Source organism: Pseudomonas arcuscaelestis (genome assembly GCF_016881005.1).
Taxonomy (GTDB): domain Bacteria; phylum Pseudomonadota; class Gammaproteobacteria; order Pseudomonadales; family Pseudomonadaceae; genus Aquipseudomonas; species Aquipseudomonas arcuscaelestis.
This window is the reverse complement of sequence record NZ_JACOPV010000007.1, coordinates 170,223-193,820: the sequence shown is the minus strand read 5'-3', so window position 1 is coordinate 193,820 and position 23,598 is coordinate 170,223. Positions and strand designations below refer to the sequence as shown.

Here is a 23,598-nt window from a genome sequence, read left to right as displayed (position 1 = left end):
TCGACTCGCCCCGCGATGCACTCAGATGTCCCAGACCAGATTGATGGCGAAGTTACGGCCGGGCATGGTCAGGCGGTCGAGGTTGGCAGGTGAGGTCACTGCTGCTTCACCGAGGCCGTCATAGCCGCGCACGTCGTCCCACTGCCAGTATTTCTTGTCAGTCAGGTTGTAGAGACCGGCGTTGACGCTAATGTCGTCGGTAACTTTGTAGAAGCCGGTAAGGTCGAGTACACCGTAGCCAGGCGTGCGGAATTGCTTGCTGGTACCGTCGGGGGCGAAGAAGGTAGTGTCGTCGACGCGATCCTTGCGCTTGACCAGGGTCCAGCTCAGCAATGCACCGTATTGCTCCTGTTCATAACCCAGGCCCATCACTGCTGTGAGCGGGTTGACGCTGTTGAGTGGTTGCCCGGTGTCGTCGTTGCGACCGTAGGCGTAAGCCAGCGAGCCCTGGGTGTAGAGGCCTTGAGGCGCACCGAAGTGATCGAGATTCAAGCGACCTTTGAACTCGGCACCCTTGATAGTGGCGTGCTTGATATTGTTGGCTTCAAACGTGGTGCCAATGTTGGAGCCTTGAATGGCGTCTTCGTTGATGAAGTCGCGGTACTTGTTGTAAAACACCGCGACATCAAAGTTGCCTGCATCAAAGTTGCCACGCAGGCCGGTTTCATAACTCTTGCTGGTTTCCGGGTCGAGATTGGAGTTCCCCCGTACGCTGTAGCCCAGTCCTGGGTTTTCGAAACGGCCGTAGAGTGCTTTTGCCGTTGGTGTACGGAAGCCTTCGGCGTACTGGCCGTACCAGGTGTAGTTATCGTTGAAGGCGTACGTCACGCCGAACTTGGGCGATACCCGGTGCCACTTCTTCTGGTCATCGTTGACCGGATCGGAACTTGAAGCGTCGACACCACGCAGGTACTCATCACTCATGTGGGGCTTGAGTTGGGTGTAGTCGTAGCGGACGCCAGGCAGGAAGGTCCACTGATTCCAGCGAATCTCATCCTGGGCAAACAAACTGTAGGTGTTGACGGTCGGGTCCGGGAAGTCACTCACCCGCTCCTGGCCATCACCTGGGCTGTCGGCGCCGATGGCGGTACAGGTGCCGCCGACGTTCAGGCAGGTTCCGGTGCCGCTGCGCGAGCCGGTGACCTTCTGATGCTTGAGCGTGGTGCCGTAGGTGAGCAGATGTTCGGTTTCACCGATGCTGAAAGCCTTGTCCAACTGGGCGTCGAAGACCCACTGGCGATCCTTGTAGGTGGTCTTGCGGTCACGGAAAACTTCTCGACCCCGGGCAGCGTACAGTTCTTCGGTACGTTGGTCGGTTTTGCCGATCTGGTAGTTCAGGCTCCACTTAATGTTGTCAGCCAGCAAACTGCCCAAGGCGAATTCGTGGTTGAGGCCGAAACGTTCGCGGGTCACGGTATCGTTGCCGGTGCGGTCGCGGTAGGAATTCATGGCGCCGAAACCAGGAATGAACGGTCCACCTACGGCGCTCTTTTGATCAAGGTCGCGATCGTCCTTGTAATGCTCATAAGTCAGGGCCAGGCGCGAGTCGTCGGTATAGTTCCAGCCGGCCTTGGCCAGAATGTTGGTGGTTTGCACGTCTTCAGGGTTGGCCTCGGTACGCTCAAGGCCGGTTCCGCCGTGATTGCCGTAGGACTCTGTCTCATGGCCATTGCGTTGGCTCAGGTGTAACAGAGCGTCGAAGTCGCCCTGGCGCCCGGCGACGGTGGCGGCGTTCAACCAGCTTTCGTCTGCCGAGCTGTAGCCGGTTTTCAACCGTGCACCGACATCCTGGCCAGGCTTGATGATGTCGTCGGCATCCAGGGTGAAGTAACTGACCGCGCCGCCAATGGCGTTGCTGCCATACAGCACCGAAGCCGGGCCTCGGAGGATCTCTACACGCTTGACGATTTCCGGGTCGACATAATTGCGTTGGGTCTGTGCGTAGGGACCGAAGAAGAAGCTGTCGGGGATCGACACGCCGTCGATCTGGGTCAGTACCCGTTCACCATCGATACCGCGAATGTTGTAGCCGTTCAGACCGCTGCGCTGACCGGTGCCGCTTACCGATACACCCGGCTCGTAGCGCACCAGATCCTTGATGTTGTTGACGTTCTGCCGGTCGAGTTGTTCGCGGGTCTGGACCGACACCGTGCTCGGTACCTGGCTGATGTCCTGGGCGCTGCGAGTGGCCGTGACTGTGATTTGCTGCAGAGCGATAGCGCTGGAGTTGCTGCGCTCCAGTACCACGTTGCCTGGGCCGAGTTTGCGGTACTTCAGGCCCGTGCCCACGAGCAGGCGCTGCAGGGCAGCATCCGGTTTCAGCGAACCTTGGACGCCTGGCGAGGCCACACCTTCTGCCAGTTCGGCAGACAGCCCGACCTGCCAACCCGTCACTGCGGTGAACGCATTAAGCGCCGATACCAGTGGCTGTTGGTTGATTGCAAAACGGTAGTCGCCCATGCGCGAGGCACTGGCCTGAGCGGGTTCGGCGGCCAATGCAGGCAAGCTGCAGGCGCCGCTGGCAAACATGGCCAGGGTCAGCAGGGAGAGGGTGCAACGTTGCAGGCCGGGTGTGCGTGAAGTGTCCGAGGACCGACGAGTGAAACCAGTAGACATCGAAAGCGCTCCCTGTCGCGCGAATGTTATAGGTGCTACCCGATTCAAAAATAAGAATCAGTTGCATTGGCTATAACGAGACGAATCGTCGCAGGGGATCGCGTAAAAATACTTTCGCTCAGTTGAGAATAACTACTGCCGGAAACTCGTACAGTTGTGCCGAGGTTATGTGTGCCAGAGAGCGCAACGTCTCCAGCGGCTGATCGAGGCGATAGTTGCCGGTAACGGCGACCTGCTCCAGACGCTCATTGCGGGAGATGATGAGGCCAGGGTAGTAGCGGCGCAGTTCGGCCAGTACCTGATTGAGTGGGCAATTCTCAAAAATCAGTCGACCCTGAACCCAGGCCAGGTCTTTCTGCGCGTCGACGCGCTCACGCTGGCCAAAGCCGTGTGGCCCGACCCTGATGCTGTCACCACTGGAGAGGCGAATACGCTGGTCGCTGCTTGCCTGGAGATCGACATCGCCGCGCTGTACCCGCACCAGGGCTTCCCCGTCGAGGTAGCGTACGGCGAAGTCGCTGTCACGAACACTGGCACGCAACGGCCCTGCCTGCAGTTCCAGTGGCTGTTCAAGGCCGGCGGGAACCTCGAAGAATGCCTCGCCCTGATAAAGGCGAGCGACGCGCTTACGGTTATCGATGTCACTGGAGAACGCTGAGTTGGTATTGAGCAGAACCTTCGAGCCGTCCTCAAGTTGCAGGCGCTGACGCTCGCCAACGACTGTCAGGTGATCGGCCTGAAGGCGCACCGGCAGATTGCCGAGAGTAAACACGCCAACCAGCAAAACTGCAGCCGCAGCCATGGGCTTCCAGTGCGGGCGCAAACGCGCCAGGCGCGAGGGGCGGTGGGCCTGGGCAATCTGGCTGGCAGCCTGGCGCACCGTTTCACCTAGCCAAAGTGCTTCAGCATCGACATAGGCCTGGGCATTGGCTGGATCGGCTTCCAGCCAGGCTTCGAACGCCTGAGTGTCTTCGGCGGTGGCACATTGCAGGCGTATGAGCCAGTCCAGCGCCTGATCCATGGCGCTAGCGCAGGCAGCCGGGTCCGGCGGCGAAGGGCGGTCAGAGGCGCTATCGGTCACGGAGAATCCTGGGTGGTCTTGTCGTTCTATTTATGATCAAGCGTAACGCGTTGCGTGGCAAGCCGGGACTAATCGCGGTTCAGGCGATTGGCGACGCCGACACAGATAGCCATGATCAATTTCAATTCCTTCTGAACCGTGCTGGCCGAGACATTGAGCTGCTCGGCAATTTCCATATAGCTGGCGCCGTGCAAGCGGCTGAGGATGAAAATTTGCTGTTGCCTTGGGGTCAATTGCCCAATGCTGACACTGAGGCGCTTGAGCAGTTGCTCGGCATGGGCTGCGTCTTCGGCGCTGCTGCTTGGAGCTGCGACGTTGTGCAGAATTTGCTCGGGCACGTCGTCAACCAGGTTGCGCGACTGCGCCCGACGAGCGCGCAGGTGGTCCAGCGCCAGGTTGCGAGCGGTCTGGAAAACGAACGGTTCCAGGTGTTCGATCGGGCGCTCGCCCAAGGCGCGGGTGACGCGCAGGTAAGTCTCTTGCAGCAGGTCTTCGGCGGTGCTGGGATTGTCGACCATGCGCTGCAGGGTACGCAGCAGACTGTGCCGCTGGGCAAGGAATACCGCGTTGAACTGAGACTGACTCACAGCAATACCCGACCAATGAGAAGCGAATGATAATGCTTATCATAAACCTGATGGTCAAGTAGTTGCGGCGTTAGAACCCGTTTTACCGTCCCTGGCCAGTTTGTGCGAGCGGGCTTGCCTCGCGATGAGACCCGCCCGGTAACAGACCCGAACTATTGTGCGTTACATAACGCCAGGCAGTTATCCAGCATGCGGTTGGAGAACCCCCACTCGTTGTCATACCAGGCCAGCACTTTGAGCATTCGCCCGTTGGTACGGGTATGGTTGGCGTCGAATATTGACGACAGCGGGTTGTGGTTGAAGTCGCAAGACACCAGCGGCAGGCTGTTGTAGCCGAGCACCTTGGAGTGGCGGCTGGCGTCCTTGAGCAGGTTGTTGACCTCTTCGACGCTGGTGTCGCGCTTGAGGTTAACCGTCAGGTCGACCAGAGAGACATTGATCACCGGTACTCGCACGGCCATGCCGGTGAGTTTACCGGCAAGTTCCGGCAGCACCAGGCCGACAGCTTCGGCTGCACCGGTCTTGCTCGGGATCATTGACTGGGTGGCTGAGCGGGCGCGAAATGGATCGCTGTGGTAGACGTCAGTCAGGCTCTGGTCGTTGGTGTAGGCGTGGATGGTCGTCATCAAGCCTTGTTCGATGCCCAGCTCACGGTGCAGTACCTGGGCCACGGGTGCCAGGCAGTTGGTGGTGCAGGAGGCACTGGAAATGATCTGGTGCGAGGCACGCAGCAGATCGTGGTTCACACCATAAACAATGGTTGCATCCGCACCTTTGGCCGGTGCCGAGATAATCACTTTGCGCGCCCCGGCAGTAAGGTGAGCGGCAGCCTTGACGCGTTCGGTGAACAGGCCGGTGCATTCGAATGCCACATCGATGGCTTCGGCTTTCCATGGCAGATCAGCCGGGTTGCGAATAGCGCTGACGGCTATACGGTCGCCATTGACGGTCAGGCTTTCGTGATCGGACTCGACGCTGGCAGCAAAGATGCCATGAACGCTGTCGTATTTGAGCAGGTGCGCATTGATCGCGCTGTCGCCCAGGTCGTTGATCGCGACGACCTGCAGGTCCTGACGGTAGCCTTCGGTATAGAGTGCGCGAAGGATATTGCGGCCGATGCGGCCAAAGCCATTGATTGCGATGCGTAGGGTCATGGAGCTACCTCTGCTAGCGGTGAAGCCGTGGTACAACGAGGAACTGCTTCACTTAAACGTTTTTGTTGTTGGAATTACAAGATTATTCGTAAAAAAATAGAAAACAAGCCTTTTTGCTGGCAGTATTTTATTCAATCTACAACGAGCGATCGGCCAAGCCGTCCTCCCGCAGCAGTTGTCCCTGGCTTTGAGCCTAGGTGGCGAACGCTGATTAGGGAAACTGCCGCAGAGGTCGCAACCACCGTTAGCCTGGAGTTCAGTACATGCATCCGCGCATTCTTGAGGTCACCCAACGGCTGATCGCCCGCAGCCGTCCTACCCGTGAACGCTACTTGCAGTTGATTCGCGGGGCAGCCAGTGACGGGCCGATGCGGGCCAAGCTGCAATGCGCAAACTTTGCCCACGGCGTGGCCGGTTGTGGCAGCCAGGACAAGAACAGCCTGCGCATGATGAACGCCGCTAACGTCGCTATCGTTTCCGCCTATAACGATATGCTCTCGGCGCATCAGCCTTACGAACACTACCCCGAGCAGATCAAGCAGGCGTTGCGTGAAATCGGTTCGGTGGGTCAGTTTGCCGGCGGCGTTCCCGCCATGTGCGACGGTGTAACCCAGGGCGAGCCGGGCATGGAGCTGGGGATCGCCAGCCGTGAAGTGATCGCTATGTCTGCGGCCATTGCCTTGTCTCACAACATGTTCGATGCCGCGCTGATGCTGGGGATTTGTGACAAGATCGTACCGGGCCTGTTGATGGGGGCCTTGCGCTTTGGTCATCTGCCGACTGTCTTCGTCCCTGGTGGCCCGATGCCTTCTGGTATTTCCAACAAGGAAAAGGCCGATGTGCGTCAGCGCTACGCTGAAGGCAAGGCCAGCCGCGAAGAGCTGCTCGAATCGGAAATGAAGTCCTACCACAGCCCCGGCACCTGCACGTTCTATGGCACTGCCAACACCAACCAACTGCTGATGGAAGTAATGGGTCTGCACTTGCCTGGGGCTTCGTTCGTCAATCCGTATACGCCGCTGCGCGATGCACTTACGGTCGAGGCTGCGCAGCAGGTCACGCGCATGACCAAGGCCAGCGGTGATTTCATGCCGCTGGGCGAAATAGTCGATGAAAAATCCCTGGTCAACTCCATCGTTGCCCTGCACGCAACGGGCGGCTCGACCAACCATACCCTGCACATGCCTGCCATCGCACAAGCGGCCGGCATCCAGTTGACCTGGCAGGACATGGCCGAGCTGTCCGAAGTGGTGCCGACCCTGTCTCACGTTTATCCGAATGGCAAGGCTGACATCAACCACTTCCAGGCGGCGGGCGGTATGGCCTTTCTAATTCGTGAGCTGCTCGATGCCGGGCTCTTGCATGAAGACGTCAATACCGTGGCTGGCCACGGCTTGCGCCGCTACACCCAGGAGCCCTTCCTGCAGGATGGCAAGCTGATCTGGCGCGAAGGGCCGCAAGCGAGTCTTGATGAGGCCATTTTGCGTCCGGTCGCGCGGCCGTTCTCGCCCGAGGGTGGCTTGCGCGTGATGGAGGGCAACCTGGGTCGCGGGGTAATGAAGGTTTCTGCCGTCGCCCCCGAACATCAGGTTGTCGAAGCGCCGGCACGGGTATTTCATGATCAGCAAGCGTTGGCAGATGCCTTCCAGGCTGGCGAGCTGGAATGCGATTTCGTCGCGGTGATGCGCTTTCAGGGACCCCGTTGCAACGGCATGCCGGAGCTACACAAGATGACGCCGTTCCTGGGTGTGCTTCAGGACCGCGGTTTCAAGGTCGCGCTGGTGACTGACGGTCGCATGTCTGGCGCATCAGGGAAAATCCCGGCGGCTATTCATGTTTGCCCCGAGGCATTTGATGGTGGGCCGCTGGCGCGTGTGCGCGACGGCGATATCGTTCGCGTCGATGGCGTTGCCGGCACGCTGACGGTGAAACTCGATGCCGCTGAACTGGCAGATCGCGAAATTCCCCCTGCGCCCACGGGCAACGACCTGGGCTGTGGACGTGAGCTTTTCGGGTTCCTGCGCATGGCCTTGAGCCCCGCCGAACAGGGTGCCAGCGCCTTTACCTCGGCGCTGGAGGCGCTTAAATGAAGCGTGCCCTGGTCGGTGACATAGGCGGTACCAACGCACGTTTTGCCCTCTGGGAAAATAACCGTATGCACTCGGTACAGGTGTTCGCCACTGCCGACTATACAAGTCCTGAGCAGGCTATCGGTGCGTACCTGCTGGCACAGGGACTGGTCAAAGGGGATCTGGGCGCGGTCTGCCTGGCAGTCGCGGGGCCGGTCAGTGGTGATGAGTTTCGCTTCACCAACAATCACTGGCGCCTGAGCCGTGAGGCGTTTTGCAAGACCTTGCATATTGAGCAACTGCTGCTGATCAATGACTTTTCCGCCATGGCCTTGGGCATGACGCGGCTGCAGCCGCACGAGCGTCTTGGCGTCTGCCCTGGTCAGGCCGAGGCGGGGCGCCCGGCTGTGGTCATTGGACCTGGAACCGGGTTGGGTGTGGGTACTTTGCTCGGTCTGGATGACGGCCGCTGGATGGCGTTACCGGGTGAAGGCGGGCATGTCGACCTGCCGGTCGGTGATGCCCGCGAGGCGCAGATCCGTCAGCAAATCGCCAGCGAGACCGGTCATGTCAGCGCCGAAACCGTGCTCAGTGGTGGTGGTTTATTGCGCCTGTACCAGGCGATGTGTGCGTTGGACGGGCAAGCGCCTGTGCTGCAGAGTCCTGCGGCCATTACCGATGCCGCATTGACCGGTGATGCGCTGGCGCTGGCGGTAATCGAGCAGTTCTGTCGCTTCCTGGGGCGGGTCGCCGGTAACAATGTTCTGACCCTGGGTGGGCGCGGTGGCGTGTACATTGTCGGCGGCATCGTGCCTCGTTTTGCCGAGTTGTTCTTGCGCAGCGGCTTTGCCGACAGTTTTGCCGCCAAGGGCTGCATGAGCGGCTATTTCAATGGCATCCCTGTGTGGCTGGTGACCGCTGAATTCTCAGGCTTGCTGGGTGCAGGTGTGGCACTGCAGCAAATCCGCTGTCACTGAACAAGGAACAGTACTGTGAGCAAGTCGATACTGCTGGTCGACGACGACCAGGACATTCGAGAACTGCTGCAAACCTACCTGAGTCGCTGCGGTTTCACTGTCCAGGCCGCCGCCGATGGTCGCGGCTTTCGCCAGGCCCTGGAAGACAGCGACTGTGACCTGGTGATTCTCGATGTGATGTTGCCGGATGAAGACGGCTTCAGCCTCTGTCGCTGGGTACGTCAGCATCCGCGCCAGGCGCAGATCCCGATCATCATGTTGACCGCCAGCTCCGATGAAGCGGACCGCGTCATCGGCCTTGAGTTGGGAGCGGATGATTACCTGGGCAAACCGTTCAGTCCGCGCGAGTTGCAAGCCCGTATCAAGGCATTGTTGCGTCGCGCCAGTTTCGGCCAGGAGCTTAGCAGTGGCGACGTGCTGGCTTTTGATGACTGGCGGCTCGATACAGTCAGTCACCGCTTGTTTCACCGCGATGGTGAAGAGGTGATTTTGTCTGGCGCTGATTTTGCCTTGCTCAAACTGTTTCTCGATCATCCCCAGCAGATCCTTGATCGTGACACGATCGGCAATGCCACTCGTGGGCGTGAACCCATGCCGCTGGATCGTATTGTCGATATGGGTGTCAGCCGTTTGCGCCAACGCTTGCGCGACACACACAAGCCGCCGCGATTGATTCGTACCGTGCGGGGCAGCGGTTACCTGTTGGCGGCCAGTGTTGCGCCTGCGCACTGAAGGGCGTTGGCGTTTGCCGCTGCCTCGATCATTACTCGGGCGCATGCTGCTATTGACCCTGCTGGTGGTGCTATTGGCCCAGGGGTTGTCGAGCTTGATCTGGCTGTCACAACTGCGTGCCAGCCAGTTGCAAGGGCTGGTTGCCAGCGCACGCAGCCTGGCGCATTCGATGAGTGCCAGCGTCAGTTACTTTCGCTCGTTACCGCTGGCCTACCGGCCCATGGTGCTCGATCAGTTGCGCAGCATGGGCGGCACCCGCTTCGTTGTTTCTCTCAACGACAAGCCGCTGGACATGCACGTGTTGCCCGAGACCCCGCGCAAGCGCGCGGTGATCACAGCGGTGGGTGAGGTACTGCGTCAGCGCCTGGGCGAGCAGGTAGACATCTCCCTCGAGTTTGTAAGCCCTCGGGATCTGCGTATTTTCAACAGCGGCCTGAAACTCGATGAATTACCGCGTTCCTGGGCACATTATGCGCTGACCCTGGAGCCGGTAGATCCCCCGATACTGGTCACTCAGATTCGGCTTGGCGAAGGCGAGTGGCTGTATATCGCCTCACTGATGCCCCAGCCCTATACCAGTCTTGAAGATGAAGGTTTGCCGCGCCAACAGGTGTGGTTCATCGGCCTGACCAGCTTCTTTCTGCTGCTGTTCATTGGCTTGCTGGTGCATTGGCAGAGCCGACCACTCAAGCGCCTGGCGCGAGCGGCCCGAGAGATGTCGCTGGGCGCCGATGTGCAGCCGGTGGTGGAGGGTGGCGCAAGTGAGGTGGTCGAGGTCGGCCGGGCGTTCAATGCCATGCGTGAGCGTATCAGCCGTTATCTGACCGAGCGCAGTCAGTTGTTCAGTGCAATCTCGCATGACCTGCGCACCCCGATTACTCGTTTGCGCTTGCGCGTGGAGTTGCTTGAGGATCCACAGCAGCAAATCAAGTTCAGTCGTGACCTCGATGAGTTGGAGATGCTGGTCAAAGGTGCGCTGCAGTGTGTCAAAGACACTGATATTCACGAGAACATCGAGCTTATCGACCTCAATCAGGTGCTCGATTGCCTGGTCGAGCCTTATCTGGTCAGTGGGCGGGTCACGGTAGAGGGGAGAGCGCTTGCGCTCTATCCGGGCAAGCCGCTGGCGTTGCGTCGGTGCATGGGCAACCTGATCGACAACGCCTTGAAATATGGTGAGCGCGCGCACCTGCGCGTGCTCGACAGTGAGACGGGGTTTGTCCTGCAGGTAGACGATGAAGGGCCTGGTGTGCCTGAACACAGTCAGGAACAGGTGTTCGAACCTCATTTTCGCCTCGCCGGGCAACAGCAAGGGTATGGTCTGGGCCTGGGAATCGCGCGCAACATCGCGCACAGCCACGGTGGGGAAGTGAGCCTGCGAAATTTGCGTGGCGGTGGCTTGCGCGTGACCTTGAGCCTGCCTCGTTACAGCGACTGAGGCGTCTTTCTGCTCAATGTCACCAACTGGTGACATTCACGCATCCCTTCGTTACTTCTGCCGCGCTAGGGTCTGGTTAGACTCCAGGCAAGCGCAAGCACCCAGACTTGCACCTGCATAACAACAAGAAAAGGTTTTGCCCATGAATGCGATCAATCGCCTCGCCGCTGTCGTTTCTCTTGCCTCCTTGTTGCCCTTCAACGCCATGGCTGCTGACAACGGTACCGTAGAGGTGCTGCACTGGTGGACTTCCGGTGGTGAAGCCAAGGCCGTTGAAACCCTCAAGGCCCAGGTGGAAAAAGACGGCTTTACCTGGAAGGACAACGCCGTCGCCGGTGGCGGCGGAGCAGCCGCCATGACTGTGCTCAAAACCCGGGCCATTTCCGGTAACCCGCCAGCGGCTGCACAGATCAAGGGACCGGACATCCAGGAGTGGGGCGCGCTGGGTCTGCTTACCGAGCTCGACGATGTCGCCAAGGCCAACAATTGGGATGCCCTGTTGCCGCAGAAAGTCGCGCAGATCATGAAGTACGACGGCCACTTCGTGGCAGTACCGGTGAACATTCATCGGGTCAACTGGCTGTGGATCAATCCGCAGGTTTTCGCCAAGGCCGAGGCAAAGGTTCCGACCACGCTCGATGAGCTCTTTGCTGCTGCCGATAAGCTCAAGGCAGCCGGTTTTATCCCCTTGGCCCATGGTGGCCAGCCCTGGCAGGACAGCACCGTGTTCGAGGACCTTGCCTTGAGCATCCTCGGTCCCAAGGGTTATCGCGCGGCGTTCGTCGAACTTGATCAAGACACCCTTACCGGAACGCAGATGATCGAGGTGTTCAAGACCCTGCAGCGCCTGGGCACCTACATGGATCCCAATCGCGCCGGCCGTGACTGGAACATCGCCGCTGCCGAAGTCATCAACGGCAAGGCTGGCATGCAGATCATGGGTGACTGGGCGAAAAGCGAATGGACCGCCGCCGGCAAAGTCGCCGGCAAGAACTACCAGTGTGTGGCCTTCCCGGGCACCCAGGGCAGCTTCGCCTATAACATCGACTCTCTGGCAATGTTCAAGCTCAAGAACGAAAACGACATCAAGGCCCAGAACGACTTGGCAAAAGTCGCTCTTGAACCGCAATTCCAGACTGTGTTCAACCAGAACAAAGGTTCGCTGCCGGTACGCCAGGACATGGACATGAGCCAGTTCGACGCTTGCACGCAGAAGTCTGCGGTGGACTTCAAGGAAGCCGAAAAAGGCGATGGCCTGCAACCGAGCATGGCCCACAACATGGCGACGACCCTGGCGGTGCAGGGGGCAATATTCGACGTGGTGACCAACTTCCTCAACGACCCGAAAGCGGACCCCGCAACGGCGGTCAAGCAGCTTAACTCGGCAATCAAGTCGGCCAAGTGAATACCTGCGGGAGCGGGCTTGCCCCGCGTTGATCCCACCTCACTCGAGAATCTCTGATGAGCACTGTTGCCACATTCAACAAGGCTTCGCCTGTCGACGCCTTGCAGCGCTGGCTGCCCAAGCTGGTGCTGGCGCCAAGCATGCTGATTGTCCTGGTGGGCTTCTACGGCTACATCCTCTGGACCTTCATTCTGTCCTTTACCAATTCCAGTTTCATGCCCAGCTACAAGTGGGTTGGCCTGGCGCAGTACGCCCGACTGATGGAGAACGATCGTTGGTGGGTGGCAAGCAAGAACCTGATGTTATTTGGCGGTATGTTCATCGCTATCAGCCTGGCGATCGGCGTGCTGTTGGCGGTGTTGCTGGACCAGCGCATTCGCCGTGAAGGCTTTATCCGTACGGTTTACTTGTACCCCATGGCGCTGTCGATGATCGTTACCGGTACAGCCTGGAAGTGGCTGCTCAACCCAGGCCTTGGCCTGGACAAGATGCTGCGTGATTGGGGCTGGGAAGGCTTTCGCCTGGACTGGCTGGTCGACCCGGACCGGGTTGTCTATTGCCTGGTAATCGCAGCAGTGTGGCAGGCCTCGGGTTTTGTCATGGCGCTGTTTCTGGCCGGGCTTCGCGGCGTCGACCCGTCAATCATTCGCGCAGCTCAGGTCGATGGCGCCAGCCTGCCCAGTATCTACCTGCGCATCGTGCTGCCGAGCCTGCGTCCAGTGTTCTTCAGTGCGGTGATGATTCTTGCGCATATCGCTATAAAGAGTTTCGACCTGGTCGCCGCGATGACCGCAGGCGGTCCTGGGTACTCCTCGGACCTGCCGGCAATGTTCATGTATTCCTTCACCTTCAGTCGCGGGCAGATGGGGATGGGCTCGGCCAGTGCGATGCTGATGCTGGGCGCGATTCTGTCGATTCTGGTGCCCTACCTGTATTCGGAACTGAGGAACAAGCGCCATGACTAGAGCCCTGGCACCGCGAACCTTCAGCTTCAGCCGTATAGCCATCTACTCGACACTGTTGCTGGCTTGCCTGCTTTACCTGATTCCATTGATCGTCATGCTGTTGACCAGTTTCAAATCAGTGGATGACATCCGTACCGGTAACTTGTTGAGCTGGCCCGAGGTAGTCACCGGGATCGGTTGGGTCACGGCCTGGGACGCCGTAGGCGGATACTTCTGGAACTCGGTAAAAATCACCGTTCCGGCGGTGTTGATCTCGACCTTGCTTGGCGCGCTCAACGGCTATGTCCTGTCGATGTGGCGCTTTCGCGGATCGCAATTGTTCTTCGGCCTGTTGCTGTTCGGCTGTTTCCTGCCATTCCAGACGGTATTGCTGCCTGCATCCTTTACGCTCGGCAAACTTGGCCTGGCCAGTACCACCACAGGTCTTGTATTGGTGCACATCGTCTACGGCCTGGCGTTCACCACGCTGTTTTTCCGCAACTACTACTGCAGTGTGCCAGGTGCCCTGGTGCACGCAGCACGGTTGGACGGGGCAGGCTTCTTCACCATCTTCGGACGCATTCTGTTGCCGATGTCGGTGCCGATCATCATGGTCTGCCTGATCTGGCAGTTCACCCAGATCTGGAACGACTTTCTTTTCGGTGTGGTGTTCGCCAGCGGCGATGCGCAACCGATCACTGTAGCCCTGAACAACCTGGTCAACACCAGCACCGGGGCCAAGGAATATAACGTCGACATGGCGGCGGCGATGATCGCCGGGTTACCGACCCTGTTGGTCTATGTGCTGGCTGGCAAGTATTTTCTGCGCGGGCTCACGGCCGGCGCGGTCAAGGGGTAAATCACTATGGCAACGATGGAACTGCGCAACGTCAACAAGACCTACGGCAGTGGTTTGCCGGATACCCTCAAGCATATCGACCTGTCGATCGATTCCGGGGAGTTCCTGATTCTGGTCGGGCCTTCCGGGTGCGGCAAGTCGACCCTCATGAACTGTATTGCCGGTCTTGAGCAGATCAGTGGTGGCGCGATTCTGCTCGACAATACCGATATCAGCGGGGTGAGTCCCAAGGATCGCGATATCGCCATGGTCTTTCAGTCCTATGCGCTGTACCCGACCATGAGCGTGCGCGACAACATCGCTTTCGGCCTGAAGATGCGCAAGATGCCTGCGGCTGCCATCGATGACGAGGTCGCTCGGGTGGCCAAATTGCTGCAGATCGAGCACCTGCTGACACGCAAGCCGGGCCAGCTCTCCGGGGGGCAGCAGCAGCGCGTGGCCATGGGAAGGGCGTTGGCCCGGCGGCCGAAGATTTATCTGTTCGACGAGCCGTTGTCCAACCTCGACGCCAAGTTGCGGGTGGAGATGCGCACCGAGATCAAGCTGATGCATCAGCGCCTCAAGACGACCACGGTATACGTCACCCACGATCAGATCGAGGCAATGACCCTGGGGGACAAAGTGGCGGTGATGAAGGATGGCTTGATTCAGCAATTCGGCACCCCGCAACAGATCTATAGCGATCCGGCCAATCTGTTTGTGGCCAGCTTCATTGGTTCGCCACCGATGAACTTCGTGCGTGTAGGTTTGCAGCACAAGGATGGCCGCTTGCAGGCAACGCTCGACAGTGGTCAGGCCCGCTGCGAGCTACCGTTGGGTATCAGTGATGCGAGTCTTGATCAGCGTGAAGTGATTCTTGGCATTCGTCCCGAGCAGATCAGCCTGGCACCTGCGCAGGGAAATGGTTTGCCGAGTATTCACGCCGAGGTGCAGATTACCGAACCCACCGGCCCCGACCTGTTGGCCTTCGTCACCCTCAACCAGACCAAGGTTTGCTGTCGATTGGCACCGGATGTGTCGGTGCGGGTTGGCGACACGCTCAAGCTCCAGTTCGATCCTGCACGGGTGCTGTTGTTCGATGCTGTCAGCGGCGAACGCCTTGGTGTGAACGTTGCGCCGCCAAGCGTGACCAAAGACAACGTAGCGCAATTCAAGGGCCGTTGAATTCGTTGTAAGCCGTATGAACCCATCAAGAACAATAAAATGAGGAAACAAAGGATGGATTACTTCAAACGCATCACGCCGTTGGGTTCGTTGACCCTGCTGGCTGCCCTTGGGGTCAGCGGTGCGGCGCAGGCGGCAGGTGCCTTTGCCTCCGAATCGAAATGGATGAGCGGCGATTGGGGCGGTACGCGTACCGAACTGCTTGAGCAGGGCTACGACTTTACCCTGGACTACGTGGGTGAGGTGGCGGGTAACCTCAACGGTGGCTACAACGACGATAAGACGGCCCGCTACAGTGATCAGTTTGCCTTGGGGGCGCACCTGGATCTGGAGAAAATCCTCGGCTGGCACGATGCCGAGTTCAAGCTGGCAATTACCGAGCGCAGTGGGCGCAACCTGTCCAATGATCGCATCAGCGACCCACGGGCTGGGCAGTTCAGTTCGGTGCAGGAGGTATGGGGGCGCGGTCAGACCTGGCGCCTGACGCAGATGTGGGTCAAACAAAAGTATTTCGATGGCGCCCTGGATATAAAAGCCGGCCGTTTCGGTGAGGGCGAGGACTTCAATAGCTTCCCTTGCGACTTCCAGAACCTGGCGTTCTGCGGTTCGCAGGTCGGCAACTGGGTCGGCGGCATCTGGTACAACTGGCCCGTCAGCCAGTGGGCAATGCGGGTGAAATACAACCTCACTCCGGAGTTTTTTGCTCAGGTCGGGGTATACGAGCAGAACCCTTCCAATCTTGAAACCGGTAATGGCTTCAAGCTCAGCGGCAGCGGCACCAAGGGTATGATCCTGCCGGTGGAGCTGGTCTGGTCGCCGAAGGTCAACGAGCTGCCGGGCGAATATCGTTTGGGTTATTACTACAGCACGGCCAAGGCGGACGATGTCTTCGATGATGTCAACGGCCAGCCCCAGGCGGTTACCGGCAATGACTTCAAATCGCACTCCAGCAAGCATGGCTGGTGGGTAGTGGCGCAACAGCAGGTAACCGCTCATAACGGTGATGCCAGTCGTGGCTTGAGCCTGTTTGCCAACTTCACCGTGCATGACAAGGCCACCAACGTTGTCGATAACTACCAACAGCTTGGCATGGTCTACAAAGGCCCGTTCGACGCACGCCCCAAGGATGACATCGGTTTTGGTGTGGCGCGGATTCACGTCAATGACGACGTCAAAGACCGCGCCAAATTGCTCAACCAACAGAGCGGTATCAGCGATTACGACAATCCGAACTTTGTGCCTATTCAGAAGACCGAGTACAACGCCGAGCTGTATTACGGCGTTCATGTAACCAACTGGCTGACCGTGCGCCCCAACTTGCAGTACATCAAGCGTCCAGGCGGGGTGGACGAAGTGGATAACGCGCTGGTCGCCGGCTTGAAGATTCAGTCGTCGTTCTGAAGGAATATGTTGTAAATTTACGAGCTGATCGCGGGACAAGCCCGCTCCCACTCAATGCGTTGTGGGGGCGGGCTGGCCCCGCGATCCGGCCCTTACTAACAACAAGAGTTCCAGACATGCCCGAGCACCCGCTACAGCGCTTCTTCACCTCACAGAGGCCGAGGCCGACCTTTGAGTGGGAGCGTTATCAACAGCGCGATGTGCTGATCATCGATCACCCCCAGTGCCAGGCTGCGTTCAGCCGTCAGGGCGCGCAGTTGTTGCACTTCCAGCCCACTGGCGAACGCCCGTGGCTATGGTGTGCGGCGCAATGGCCGCAGGTGGGAGCCATTCGCGGTGGTGTGCCGGTGTGCTGGCCCTGGTACGGTCGTCATCCCAGCGAAGATATGTGGCCAGCACATGGTTGGGCGCGCCTGCTCGATTGGAAGTTGATCGACAGCCGCGAGGATGAAGACGGCGTGACGCTCAAGTGGCGTTTGCAACTGTGCGACTGGCAGGTCGACCTGTTGGCCAGGTTAGGCAGCCGTATGGAGTTGCAACTGAGTACGTCGCATCAGGACAGCCAGCCCTGTCAGTTGAGTCATGCTCTGCTGGCTTACTGGCGTATTAGTGACGTTGCTGAGATAGCGCTATCTGGACTTGAAAACATTGAAGGGTACGACCGGTTGAACCGTCAGGCTTGCCGCCAGAAAGGCGCCTTGAAGGTCCATGGCGGTTGTCAGCGCGTGTTTCCTCATGCGGCGAATGTACAGTTGCACGATTCGGCCTGGCAGCGGCAGTTGAGTATCGATACCGGCGACAGTGAAGACACAATAGTCTGGCATCCGGGCAATCGTCCCCTACTGGGCGTCAGCAGCAGTGAAACCCTGGGCTTCGTTTGCGTCGAGGCCGCCAGTGGCAGCAGCGACAGCCTTAGCCTTGCACCGGGTGAACAGGCTCACCTGCGCTTGCAGGCACAATTGTTCAGTTGAGTTCGTCGTCGATCGGGTAGCGGCTGGCGTTGAGGCTTTCCTTGATTTTGCGTAGGTGCGGCTGGAAGTCCACGCCCCGACGCAATGTCATGCCGGTGGCCAGAACGTCGAGTACAGTCAGTTGGATGATGCGTGAGGTCATCGGCATGTAAATATCGGTGTCTTCTGGCAGCGGTATGTTCAGGCTCAGGCTGCTGGCTTTGGCCAGGGGGGAGTCGGCAGCGGTCAAGCCGAGTACCGAGGCGCCGTTTTCCCGGGCCAGGCGTGCCACCTCGACAAGCTCGCGGGTGCGTCCGGTATAGGAGATGATCACGAACAGTTCGCCAGTGTGAGCCACCGAGGCCAGCATACGTTGCATCAACACATCGGCGTGGGCCGACACAGCCAGGTTGAAGCGGAAAAACTTGTGTTGAGCGTCCAGTGCCACCGGAGCGGAAGCACCGAGGCCGAAGAAATGGATCTGCCGCGCCTGGATCAGCATATCGACGGCGCGGCTGACCAACTGTGGATCGAGTTGCTGGCAGGCGCTGTCCAACGAGGCGATGGCACTGCCGAAGATTTTCTGAGTGTAGGAGGCCGGATCATCATCGGCTTCAACCGCTCGGCTGACGTAGGCGGCGCCGCTGGCCAGGCTTTGGGCCAGTTGCAGTTTGAGCTCGGGGTAGCCACTGACGCCGAACGAGCGGCAAAAGCGGTTTACGGTCGGCTCGCTGACCTTGGCCGCCTGGGCAAGGGCAGCAATGCTGAATCGAGTGGCTTGTTGAGGATTGAGCAGAATGACTTCGGCGACTTTGCGCTCAGCCTTGTTCAGTTCTTCGAGGCGGCCCTGGATCTGCTCCAAGAGGTTTCGCACGCGGTCCATGGGTATGTGTCCTTGGGTCGATGAGGCGGCCCGCGCTTTGAGCTGCGGGCTTTTGAAGCGGTGGCCTATCGTACTGATGGCATGGATGGCACACCACTCGAATCTATTTGTTGAACAAAATGTTGTGGTTTTTACTACATTATTCCTTGAAAACTCGGATTGAAACCGGTATTTCTACGTCAACTTGATAAAAGAACCAACATGTCATGGCATCGATCAGCGTTGAACCTTGCACCTTTGCCCTGTTTGGCGCCCTTGGCGATCTGGCTTTGCGCAAGCTGTTTCCGGCGCTTTATCAGCTTGATCGCGCCGATTTACTGCACGCTGAAACCCGCGTGCTGGCGCTTGCCCGCGAGTCGGGCAGCGTTGATGAGCACCTGGCAACAATCGAGAGGCATCTGCGAGAGTTCGTCCCGCAAAATCAGGTCGAAACACTGGTGTTGCAGCGTTTCCTGGCGCGCTTGAGCTACGTGCATGTGGACTTTTTCAAGGCTGAGGACTATCACGCACTGGCCAGTCAGATTGGTGATGATACCCAGCTAATTGCTTACTTCGCGACGCCGGCGGCGGTTTATGGCGCCATCTGCGAGAACCTCGACAAAGCCGGGCTCAGCGCGCGCACTCGCGTTGTGCTGGAAAAGCCCATCGGCCATGACCTGGACTCTTCACGCCGGGTGAATGACGCGGTGGCCCAGTACTTCCCGGAGGACCGCGTCTACCGTATCGACCATTACCTGGGCAAGGAAACCGTTCAAAACCTCATTGCCCTTCGGTTTGCCAACAGCCTGTTTGAAACCCAGTGGAATCAGAACTCGATTTCCCATGTTGAAATTACCGTGGCGGAAAAAGTTGGAATCGAGGGGCGCTGGGGCTATTTCGACAAGGCCGGGCAGTTGCGCGACATGATCCAGAATCACTTGCTGCAGCTGCTGTGCCTGATCGCCATGGACCCGCCCAGCGATCTTTCTGCCGACAGCATCCGCAACGAGAAGGTCAAGGTGCTCAAGGCCCTGGCACCGATCACCGGTGAAGGTCTGAGCACACATGTGGTGCGTGGTCAGTACATTGCGGGCTACAGCGAAGGTAGGTCTGTGCCCGGTTATCTGGAGGAAGATAACGCCAACGCCCAGAGCGATACTGAAACCTTCGTCGCCTTGCGCGCGGATATTCGAAACTGGCGGTGGGCCGGCGTGCCTTTCTACCTGCGCACCGGCAAGCGTATGCCGCAAAAACTCTCGCAAATCGTTATTCATTTCAAAGAAACACCGCACTACATCTTTGCCCCGGAACAGCGCTTGCAGATCGGGAACAAACTGATCATTCGCTTGCAGCCGGACGAAGGTATTTCGCTGCGGGTGATGACCAAGGAGCAGGGGCTGGACAAGGGTATGCAACTGCGCAGTGGCCCGTTGCAGCTGAATTTTTCCGACACCTGGCGTAGCGCCAGGATCCCTGATGCCTACGAGCGCTTGTTGCTGGAAGTGATGCGTGGCAATCAGAACCTGTTTGTTCGTAAAGATGAAATCGAATACGCATGGAAATGGTGTGATCAGCTTATCGCTGGTTGGAAGCGCAGCGGTGAAGCGCCCAAACCCTATGCCGCGGGCTCCTGGGGGCCGATGAGTTCGATTGCATTGATTACCCGTGATGGGAGGTCTTGGTATGGCGATATCTGAATTGCAACTGCCTGAGGGCGTGACGGCGCATGACTTCAATAACGCTGCACAATTGGCCGAAGGGTTGGCCAAGGATGTAGCGGGGCGCTTGAATGCGGCGATAGCGGCTAACGGCCAGGCTACGTTGGTGGTGTCCGGGGGGCGTAGCCCGGTGGCGTTTTTTTCGGCGCTCATCCAGCAGCCGCTGGACTGGTCGAAAGTGCTGGTGACTTTGGCCGACGAGCGCTGGGTGCCGGTCGAGCATGCCGACAGCAATGCGGGTCTGCTTAAACGTCACTTATTGACCGGCAAGGCTGCCAAGGCGCGCTTCCTCAACTTATACCGCGCCGCTGGCAACCTTGAGGCCGCAGCGTTGGACGCTGACAAGGCCCTGGCCGAGCTGCCCGGGATCGATGTGCTGGTACTGGGGATGGGTGATGACGGGCATACCGCTTCACTGTTCCCCAACAGTCCGAATCTGGCCGAGGGCCTTGACCCGCAAAGCAGTCGCCGTTGCCTGCCGATGCTGGCGCCAAGTGTTCCTCATCAACGCCTGAGCATGACCCGTGCGTTGCTGGCCAGCGCTCAGTTCACTGCCTTGTCCGTGCAAGGTCCGGGCAAACTCGCTACCCTGCGCGCCGCCTTGCAGGGCGCAGACATTGCCGAAATGCCGATTCGCGCTTTTCTTCAAGACCCTCTGGATATTTACTGGTGCCCATGAACCAAGGATCCGCCGTTATGACCACGCATGAACTGAAACAGCCGGGAATTTCGATGACCGACAAGATTGCCCGGATCGATCAGATATGCACCCAGGCGCGCATTCTGCCGGTAATCACCATTGCCCGCGAAGAAGACATCCTGCCATTGGCTGATGCCTTGGCTGCCGGCGGCATCAAGACCCTGGAAGTAACCCTGCGTTCGGAGCATGGCTTGAAGGCCATCAAGGTACTGAGCGAACAGCGCCCTGAGCTGTGCGTGGGTGCCGGCACAGTGCTCGACCGCAATATGTTTGCTGCGGTCCAGGCGGCCGGTGCCCAGTTTGTGGTGACTCCGGGTATTACCCAGGACATTCTCCAGGCGGGTGTGGAAAGTGAAATTCCGTTATTGCCAGGTATCAGTACCCCATCGGAAATCATGATGGGTTACACCCTGGGTTACCGACGCTTCAAGCTGTTTCCCGCAGAGATCAGCGGCGGTGTAGCGGCGATCAAGGCGTTTGCCGGTCCGTTTGGCGATGTACGTTTCTGCCCAACCGGTGGGGTCAACCCAGGAAATGTCAAAAACTACATAACGCTACCCAATGTGATGTGCGTGGGTGGCACCTGGATGCTCGATAGCGGTTGGATCAAGAACCGCGACTGGGCGCGCGTCCAGGCTTGCAGTGCCGAGGCATTGGCGCTGCTGGATTAAACAGAATCGTTGTGTGCTGTACGGCTTATGGGGGCGCTTGGTCGGCGCCCCCTTTTTTTTGCCTGACGTATCTACAGCACTTAGGCAACCTTGAAGCGGTTGACCAGTTCTTGCTGCTGCTCCGCCAGTCGCGCCAACTCCTGGCTGGTCACAGCCGTCTGCTGCGCACCCGCACTCACCTGTATCACCAGGTCGTTGATCTCGTTCACATTGCGGTTGATGTCTTCCGATACTGCACTCTGTTCTTCTGCGGCAGAAGCAATCTGTATGTTGCGGTCATTGATACTGGCAACACCATCGGCAATTTCTGAGAGCAGTTCGCCCGCGCGTTCGATGTTGCAGGCGCCTGACTGAGCTTTGCTCAAGGTTTCAAGCATCGAGGTGCTGGCGCGGTCAGAGCCGGTTTGCAGATTGCTGATCATCTGCTGGATGTTGCCGGTTGATTCCTGGGTTCGCTGTGCCAAGGTCCGTACCTCCGAGGCGACCACGGCGAAGCCGCGGCCGTGATCTCCGGCGCGGGCCGCTTCTATCGCTGCGTTCAAGGCCAGCAGGTTGGTCTGGTCGGCAATCCCGCGGATGACATCAAGCACCGATGAGATGGCATCGCTTTCGCGCTTGAGGTCATCAATGGTGCTGGCAGTCTGCTCTGCCTGGTCCGACAACTGACGAATCAGCTCGATGGTGCTCTCAATCTCGATTCGACCCTGCGCCGCGTTGGCATTGACTTGTTGAGACATACTCGCCGCATCGCTGGTGCTGTGAGCCACTTCGCGTACGGTTGCGCTCATTTCGTTGATGGCAGTAGCGACCAATTCGGTGCTTTGGCGTTGTTGTTCGACGCTACGGCTGGTTTGCAGCGTGACCGCCGAGGACTCTTCAGCGGCAGTGGCTACCTGCGTGGTGGCATTGCTGATTTCCTCGACAATGTGGGTGATCTCTTTGCTCATGCGATTGAGGTTGTTGGCGATCTGGCCGAACTCATCGTCACTTTGGTAAGTGGTCCTGGCGGTCAGGTCGCGTTGGGCCAGCTTGTCCAGTGCTTGATTGATATCGCGTACAGCTACATCGATGCTGCGAATTATCGCCCAGGCCAGCAGTGCAACTGCGAGCAGCGCGACAAGGGCGCTACCGATGGTCAGCCACAGAGCCCTGCTTGCCTCGCTGCGTGCCTGCTCGGCCAGAGTGCCGACCGCCTGGGTCAGTGAATGCTCGACCTCGCTCATCTGATCGATACGCTGGGTGGCTGTTTCAAACCAGACGTCCGGATTTATGCCGAGCGGCTGGCCAAGGGGTACTTCAAATGCCAGGCGTTGCAAACGAGCAACTTCGACGGCGGCTGCTGATTGCATTTTTTCGTCGTATTGGCGCAGTGCCGCAGTTGGCGCCTTGCGTCGAAACCCGTCGGCATATGCGCTGAACTCTCCCAGGTTGCGAGCAAAACGCGAGAGCAACGTTTCATCAAAACGGTTCTGGTGGAAGACCAGACCAAGCGTTACGCGCTCACGGCCGGCCCGCTCTTTCATTTCAATGAACTGGTTAAGCGCGCTCAACGCATGAATGACACGGGTATTAGATACGCCGCTTTCCAATAATTGGGTGTAGCCGATCAATTGATCGATAATGTGCGTGTAGCGTGTTCCTGATTCGGTGCTGTCGATGCTCAGTTTGTCCACTTGGCTGCGTATTTCAGGTAGTTGCTGCAGGGCTGCAAGTACTTTCTCAAGTCCGGCGTCCTGGTCGCTGGACTGGCTGCTCACCGCTTCAACGGCCGCAGTGGACTCGCTGCGCATGGACGCCAGACGGTCGGCCATAGCGGTTCCACGGCTGCCGAGAAACACCCCGCTGGTGCCGCGTTCGCGCTGCAGGGTGGTAATCAACTGGCTCAGTAGTGTTACCGTGCGGGTGGCTTCGACAGTGGTATTCATGTCGTTGAGCGTTCGGTAGTTGTCCGTGATGAACAACCCCGCCAGGCTCAGGAATCCGAGTACGGGTAATACCAGCAGCAATAATAGTTTCAAACGAAGCGGTGCGTTCTTGAGCATGCTGATTCAACCTCATATGCAGTCTGTAGTAAGCGCGCGGTCGGGTCCTTTTATTGTTTGATGGCACGCAGCCATTATTCTACTAGAGTGAATATAAGTGGAGATAGGTTTAACTAACTTGAAGGGTTAATTAATAATACTGCTAACATAAGTTAAGTTTTATAAAATTGATTAATGTCAATTGCATAAAACTTATAGACATAAGTTTGTGGGTGGACATTGGTTAAT

The 23,598-nt window shown here is 58.5% G+C and carries 19 protein-coding genes and 1 pseudogene; 13 read left to right on the top strand and 7 right to left on the bottom strand.

Annotated features, from left to right (window positions below; genetic code table 11):
- Window positions 1–21: 21 nt before the first annotated feature.
- The 4 genes from H8F21_RS12765 to gap form a co-directional block, all read right to left on the bottom strand.
- The gene (locus H8F21_RS12765; RefSeq protein ID WP_203584452.1) at window positions 22–2,616 is read right to left on the bottom strand and encodes a TonB-dependent receptor; all 2,595 of its coding nucleotides are present in this window, start codon (window positions 2,614–2,616) and stop codon (window positions 22–24) included.
- 118 nt (window positions 2,617–2,734) lie between these two features.
- A complete protein-coding gene (locus H8F21_RS12760; protein ID WP_203476279.1) occupies window positions 2,735–3,697 on the bottom strand; it encodes a FecR family protein in 963 nt (320 codons plus the stop codon).
- Between the two features lie 68 nt (window positions 3,698–3,765).
- Window positions 3,766–4,284 carry an RNA polymerase sigma factor gene (locus H8F21_RS12755; RefSeq protein ID WP_203476276.1) on the bottom strand — a complete coding sequence of 173 codons (519 nt, stop codon included), beginning with the start codon at window positions 4,282–4,284 and terminating at the stop codon, window positions 3,766–3,768.
- A gap of 152 nt (window positions 4,285–4,436) precedes the next feature.
- Window positions 4,437–5,438 carry a type I glyceraldehyde-3-phosphate dehydrogenase gene (gene gap / locus H8F21_RS12750; RefSeq protein WP_203584451.1) on the bottom strand — a complete coding sequence of 334 codons (1,002 nt, stop codon included), beginning with the start codon at window positions 5,436–5,438 and terminating at the stop codon, window positions 4,437–4,439.
- Between the two features lie 263 nt (window positions 5,439–5,701).
- Between gap and edd the strand changes: the two genes are divergently transcribed.
- From edd to H8F21_RS12700, 10 genes are all read left to right on the top strand, one after another.
- Window positions 5,702–7,528: a phosphogluconate dehydratase gene (gene edd, locus H8F21_RS12745; RefSeq protein WP_203476266.1), complete on the top strand. Its 1,827-nt coding sequence runs from the start codon at window positions 5,702–5,704 to the stop codon at window positions 7,526–7,528.
- Window positions 7,525–8,484 carry a glucokinase gene (locus tag H8F21_RS12740; RefSeq protein ID WP_203476264.1) on the top strand — a complete coding sequence of 320 codons (960 nt, stop codon included), beginning with the start codon at window positions 7,525–7,527 and terminating at the stop codon, window positions 8,482–8,484. Before edd ends, H8F21_RS12740 begins: the two co-directional genes overlap by 4 nt.
- Before the next feature lie 15 nt (window positions 8,485–8,499).
- Window positions 8,500–9,216 carry a response regulator gene (locus H8F21_RS12735; protein WP_203476262.1) on the top strand — a complete coding sequence of 239 codons (717 nt, stop codon included), beginning with the start codon at window positions 8,500–8,502 and terminating at the stop codon, window positions 9,214–9,216.
- 43 nt (window positions 9,217–9,259) lie between these two features.
- Complete coding sequence (locus H8F21_RS12730; RefSeq protein ID WP_328824468.1) at window positions 9,260–10,654, top strand: ATP-binding protein; 1,395 nt, start codon at window positions 9,260–9,262, stop codon at window positions 10,652–10,654.
- 142 nt (window positions 10,655–10,796) lie between these two features.
- Window positions 10,797–12,059, top strand: a complete 1,263-nt coding sequence (locus tag H8F21_RS12725; protein WP_203584450.1) for an ABC transporter substrate-binding protein — start codon at window positions 10,797–10,799, stop codon at window positions 12,057–12,059.
- A 56-nt stretch (window positions 12,060–12,115) separates the two neighbouring features.
- Window positions 12,116–13,024, top strand: a complete 909-nt coding sequence (locus H8F21_RS12720) for a carbohydrate ABC transporter permease (protein WP_203476258.1) — start codon at window positions 12,116–12,118, stop codon at window positions 13,022–13,024.
- The gene (locus H8F21_RS12715; RefSeq protein ID WP_203476257.1) at window positions 13,017–13,862 is read left to right on the top strand and encodes a carbohydrate ABC transporter permease; all 846 of its coding nucleotides are present in this window, start codon (window positions 13,017–13,019) and stop codon (window positions 13,860–13,862) included. Before H8F21_RS12720 ends, H8F21_RS12715 begins: the two co-directional genes overlap by 8 nt.
- 6 nt (window positions 13,863–13,868) lie before the next feature.
- Complete coding sequence (locus H8F21_RS12710) at window positions 13,869–15,026, top strand: ABC transporter ATP-binding protein (RefSeq protein ID WP_203584449.1); 1,158 nt, start codon at window positions 13,869–13,871, stop codon at window positions 15,024–15,026.
- A gap of 54 nt (window positions 15,027–15,080) precedes the next feature.
- On the top strand, window positions 15,081–16,427 hold the full coding sequence (locus H8F21_RS12705) for a carbohydrate porin (protein ID WP_203584448.1): 1,347 nt from the start codon (window positions 15,081–15,083) through the stop codon (window positions 16,425–16,427).
- 116 nt (window positions 16,428–16,543) lie between these two features.
- A complete protein-coding gene (locus H8F21_RS12700; RefSeq protein ID WP_203476253.1) occupies window positions 16,544–17,398 on the top strand; it encodes a D-hexose-6-phosphate mutarotase in 855 nt (284 codons plus the stop codon).
- On the opposite strand, the gene hexR is transcribed toward H8F21_RS12700, so the two are convergent.
- The gene (gene hexR, locus H8F21_RS12695; protein ID WP_176794343.1) at window positions 17,391–18,251 is read right to left on the bottom strand and encodes a DNA-binding transcriptional regulator HexR; all 861 of its coding nucleotides are present in this window, start codon (window positions 18,249–18,251) and stop codon (window positions 17,391–17,393) included. The genes H8F21_RS12700 and hexR overlap by 8 nt on opposite strands.
- Window positions 18,252–18,466: 215 nt before the next feature.
- On the opposite strand from hexR, the gene zwf reads away from it, so the two are divergent.
- From zwf to H8F21_RS12680, 3 genes are read left to right on the top strand one after another with little or no spacing between them, the layout of a single operon-like run.
- Window positions 18,467–19,936, top strand: coding sequence for a glucose-6-phosphate dehydrogenase (gene zwf / locus H8F21_RS12690; RefSeq protein ID WP_203476251.1), 1,470 nt, complete (start codon window positions 18,467–18,469; stop codon window positions 19,934–19,936).
- Window positions 19,923–20,636, top strand: a complete 714-nt coding sequence (gene pgl, locus H8F21_RS12685) for a 6-phosphogluconolactonase (RefSeq protein ID WP_203476249.1) — start codon at window positions 19,923–19,925, stop codon at window positions 20,634–20,636. The genes zwf and pgl overlap by 14 nt, the downstream gene beginning before the upstream one ends.
- 17 nt (window positions 20,637–20,653) lie before the next feature.
- A complete protein-coding gene (locus H8F21_RS12680; RefSeq protein WP_203584447.1) occupies window positions 20,654–21,328 on the top strand; it encodes a bifunctional 4-hydroxy-2-oxoglutarate aldolase/2-dehydro-3-deoxy-phosphogluconate aldolase in 675 nt (224 codons plus the stop codon).
- A gap of 80 nt (window positions 21,329–21,408) precedes the next feature.
- Here the strand turns inward: H8F21_RS12680 and H8F21_RS30000 are convergent, their stop codons facing one another.
- Both H8F21_RS30000 and H8F21_RS29995 read right to left on the bottom strand, forming a co-directional pair.
- Window positions 21,409–22,116, bottom strand: coding sequence for a methyl-accepting chemotaxis protein (locus H8F21_RS30000; protein WP_408004445.1), 708 nt, complete (start codon window positions 22,114–22,116; stop codon window positions 21,409–21,411).
- Between the two features lie 156 nt (window positions 22,117–22,272).
- Window positions 22,273–23,253 (bottom strand): annotated as a pseudogene (locus H8F21_RS29995) (nitrate- and nitrite sensing domain-containing protein); the annotation flags it as partial.
- Window positions 23,254–23,598 lie beyond the last annotated feature (345 nt).

Excerpts from the sequence above, each read along its gene's own strand:
- H8F21_RS12725 (WP_203584450.1), top strand. The coding sequence starts at position 10,797 with ATGAATGCGATCAATCGCCTCGCCGCTGTCGTTTCTCTTGCCTCCTTG.
- H8F21_RS12720 (WP_203476258.1), top strand. The coding sequence starts at position 12,116 with ATGAGCACTGTTGCCACATTCAACAAGGCTTCGCCTGTCGACGCCTTG.
- pgl (WP_203476249.1), top strand. The coding sequence starts at position 19,923 with ATGGCGATATCTGAATTGCAACTGCCTGAGGGCGTGACGGCGCATGAC.
- H8F21_RS12740 (WP_203476264.1), top strand. The coding sequence starts at position 7,525 with ATGAAGCGTGCCCTGGTCGGTGACATAGGCGGTACCAACGCACGTTTT.
- H8F21_RS12700 (WP_203476253.1), top strand. The coding sequence starts at position 16,544 with ATGCCCGAGCACCCGCTACAGCGCTTCTTCACCTCACAGAGGCCGAGG.
- H8F21_RS30000 (WP_408004445.1), bottom strand. The coding sequence starts at position 22,116 with ATGAGCGCAACCGTACGCGAAGTGGCTCACAGCACCAGCGATGCGGCG.
- H8F21_RS12710 (WP_203584449.1), top strand. The coding sequence starts at position 13,869 with ATGGCAACGATGGAACTGCGCAACGTCAACAAGACCTACGGCAGTGGT.
- gap (WP_203584451.1), bottom strand. The coding sequence starts at position 5,438 with ATGACCCTACGCATCGCAATCAATGGCTTTGGCCGCATCGGCCGCAAT.
- H8F21_RS12730 (WP_328824468.1), top strand. The coding sequence starts at position 9,260 with ATGCTGCTATTGACCCTGCTGGTGGTGCTATTGGCCCAGGGGTTGTCG.
- H8F21_RS12765 (WP_203584452.1), bottom strand. The coding sequence starts at position 2,616 with ATGTCTACTGGTTTCACTCGTCGGTCCTCGGACACTTCACGCACACCC.
- H8F21_RS12680 (WP_203584447.1), top strand. The coding sequence starts at position 20,654 with ATGACCACGCATGAACTGAAACAGCCGGGAATTTCGATGACCGACAAG.
- H8F21_RS12715 (WP_203476257.1), top strand. The coding sequence starts at position 13,017 with ATGACTAGAGCCCTGGCACCGCGAACCTTCAGCTTCAGCCGTATAGCC.
- H8F21_RS12705 (WP_203584448.1), top strand. The coding sequence starts at position 15,081 with ATGGATTACTTCAAACGCATCACGCCGTTGGGTTCGTTGACCCTGCTG.
- edd (WP_203476266.1), top strand. The coding sequence starts at position 5,702 with ATGCATCCGCGCATTCTTGAGGTCACCCAACGGCTGATCGCCCGCAGC.
- zwf (WP_203476251.1), top strand. The coding sequence starts at position 18,467 with ATGGCATCGATCAGCGTTGAACCTTGCACCTTTGCCCTGTTTGGCGCC.